The 2,602-nt window shown below is 61.6% G+C and carries 3 protein-coding genes and 1 pseudogene; 1 reads left to right on the top strand and 3 read right to left on the bottom strand.

Features of this window, described 5'->3' with window-relative positions; translation table 11 throughout:
- Positions 1-219: pseudogene (locus K6T64_RS16665) on the bottom strand (DUF6385 domain-containing protein); the annotation flags it as partial.
- Positions 220-435: 216 nt separating this feature from the next.
- On the opposite strand from K6T64_RS16665, the gene K6T64_RS16660 reads away from it, so the two are divergent.
- The gene (locus K6T64_RS16660) at positions 436-744 is read left to right on the top strand and encodes a DUF6385 domain-containing protein (RefSeq protein ID WP_100668041.1); all 309 of its coding nucleotides are present in this window, start codon (positions 436-438) and stop codon (positions 742-744) included.
- Between the two features lie 14 nt (positions 745-758).
- Here the strand turns inward: K6T64_RS16660 and K6T64_RS16655 are convergent, their stop codons facing one another.
- Both K6T64_RS16655 and K6T64_RS16650 read right to left on the bottom strand, forming a co-directional pair.
- Positions 759-1,283 carry a hypothetical protein gene (locus tag K6T64_RS16655; protein ID WP_170085852.1) on the bottom strand — a complete coding sequence of 175 codons (525 nt, stop codon included), beginning with the start codon at positions 1,281-1,283 and terminating at the stop codon, positions 759-761.
- A partial coding sequence (locus K6T64_RS16650) for an FMN-binding glutamate synthase family protein (RefSeq protein WP_288011335.1) occupies positions 1,280-2,602 on the bottom strand: 1,323 nt, incomplete at its 5' end. The genes K6T64_RS16650 and K6T64_RS16655, both read right to left, overlap by 4 nt.

Genomic DNA, 2,602 nt, shown 5'->3' with positions numbered 1-2,602 from the left:
ACCGAGGACGCTGGAGATGGTGCCGTTCAGCAAATTGGTCAGGGTACCGGCGGTGACCGTGGTCCCCAAGACGCTGGTGATGGTGCCGTTCAAGGCCACGGTGGTGAGGTTGCCCGAGGGGTCAGTCGCGAGGATCCGGCTGGTATTGGTGGTATCTCGCCCGAAAATCAGTGCCCGCAGGTCGTCGGGATTTGGGTTAAAAACAGCGAAGTTTGGCAAAACAATCGATCCTTTCCCTGAAAGTCGATGGTGGGGAGCCATCGCTGGGAGACAGGATACGGAAGCATTTTCATAAAGGTGTGGACGAACACCGCCAGACCGCAAAATGTGCACATGGTCTGGGAAGAAATAAACCGGTGAAATGTAAGGGTCACGGGGGTGGAAGGGGACATAGCATAAATGGAAGTCTGATTATCGATAAACGAGGGGATTTACATGTTCCGCCAGTCGGTTGAAACGTACACAACTTCCGATCAACTCACGGGATCTCGTTTCATTGAGCTGGCAGGCCTCAATATCTACACCTTTGTGGTGATAAATGCGGGTACGGCCCCCGCCACTGTGGGCGTCCAGGTGAGTCCCGATCAAGGGACGCTGATTGCGGATGGCCTGTTGGAGAATGTCATTCCTCAAGGGGCGGTGGCCTTAGTTCCCAGACTTTTTCTCCGCTATGCCCGGGTGGTGTTTCAATCCGCCGAACCCGGGCGGCCCACTGACGTGATCATCGTTTTTAACGGCCAGTGATGCCAAGTCCACAGTCAGCGGACAAGCTCCGGGTCGATGTCTCCCACATCCACCACCCAGGAGGCCAGCCACCCGTGCTCAATGGCGGTTTCACCCCAGATCTCGAGCAAAACGGACCGCAGGCGGATATCTTTCGTGCCGTCGATGATCCGCTCGTACAAGGCGAACAGGTGGGCCCAGGTCACATCAGAGATTTCCGGTCGAGTGGGTCGCACCTGGACCTCGGGCTCGCCCATCCGGCGCATCTGCCGACGCAACCGCCGCACGTGTGCCTCGAGCCGCTGTTTCATGCGGTGCCAACCGAGCCGCGTCTCATCGTGGGGCGCCCGATTCAGCGGCCGGTCCAACCGCCTAATCAAGCGCTCTAACATCTCGGTGGCCAGAGCCAGGGCATAGATCGTCTCCTCCGGGGTGAGGGGGAGGTGGCGGCGTATGTTGGCGATCTGATCCCGGGTGATGAGGGGCGGCGAGGCCGGGCGAGGGGCTGCCGAGGAGCGGGTGCCAGCACGATCCTGCCGAATTCCCTTCTTTCGAATCACGATCGCTCCCTCCAGCCTGGGCCTTTCGGCGACCATACATGTTCGCGCCTCCGGGTTCGATCTTTCCGGTACAGATCCCAGCGGGCCTCCCCGGCGTAGCGGATGCCCGCCGTTCGGGCCACTTCCGGATCCAGGGCAAACAGGTCCGAGGCGCTGACTTCCCGGATGGACATTTTCCCCATGGCCCGAATGCCCATGGCCATCTCATCGGCACAGGATTTGAGGAACAGCGCGAGAGAACGGGCCCCCTCCAGGGGATCGAACCGGTCTGTGCGTTTTCCCACCATGAGCACCAGTTCGGTGGGAGGTTCGAAAGGCAGGGCTTTCTGGAGTTGGCCATGGCTGGCCGCGTAAAGGGCGGGGGATCCGATGGCGACGGCCGTGGCGCCAAGGGCGATCGCTTTTAAAAAATGTCCCGGGGTGACGAGTCCGCCGGATATAATGAGGCTGACGTCCTTGACCCGATGCGCGTCAAAATATCGCCGGGCTCGGCTCAAGGCGAAAAAGGTGGGCAGGCCAAAATCATCCTCGGCGATGGGCTCGCTGCCTTTGGTACCGGCCTGGGCACCGTCGATGGTGATAAAATCCACGTCGCACTCCAGCAGCGCCTCCAGGCAGACTTCGATGTCGTCGCCCGGAGCGATTTTGGCCCCGATGGGCACCCCGCCGGACAATTCCCGCAGGAACGCAACCATGCGCGAAAGATCCCGCACTCCTTGCACCCCCGGAAATTGCTCGCCGATGCGCGCCCATTCCCGGGGTCCCAACTTCATGGCAGAACGGGCTTCTTTTAACTCTTCCGGCGGAATGTGAATCCCAAGCCCGGTGGAGGCCCCTTGACCAAAGTGAATCTCCACCGCCGAACAGGCCCGGACCAACTCCGGGTCTTTGGCCCAGTGGGCCCGGCTCCATTGAAGAATAAATCGCCCGCCGGCCGCAGCGACGTCCTCCAGGTACATGACCCCTTCCCCGGTGTTGACCACCGTCCCCATCGCCGTGGCCCCGCCGAGCAGGGCGCTCCAGGTCTGCCGGGTAATGCCGACGCCGTAGCCCATCCCGCCGATCAAGATAGGGATGGCGAGGTGAAGCGGACGCCGGGCGCGGGGGCCGATGGCCACCGACAGGTCGATGACCCCCGCAGAGGCCGCCCGGGTGACCTGGGCCGGGGTGAAGCCGATGGCGTCGAACTGGGGGGAGGGTTTGGGTGAACCCATCGGGCGTTTGATCACTTCACCGGTGGCGGCCCGCATGCTGTTCTCGATAAGGAGTTGAACGCCGCTGCGCCGGCTGGCGCTGATGAACTCCCAGAGATTATGACG

Origin of the sequence: Kyrpidia sp. (genome assembly GCF_023512215.1) — a bacterium.
Classification (GTDB): Bacteria; Bacillota; Bacilli; order Kyrpidiales; family Kyrpidiaceae; genus Kyrpidia; species Kyrpidia spormannii.
Note: the sequence above shows the minus strand (reverse complement) of the source record. Positions and strands in the feature narration are given on the sequence as shown.

Coding starts and splice junctions, on each gene's coding strand:
- K6T64_RS16660 (WP_100668041.1), top strand. CDS start 436: ATGTTCCGCCAGTCGGTTGAAACGTACACAACTTCCGATCAACTCACG.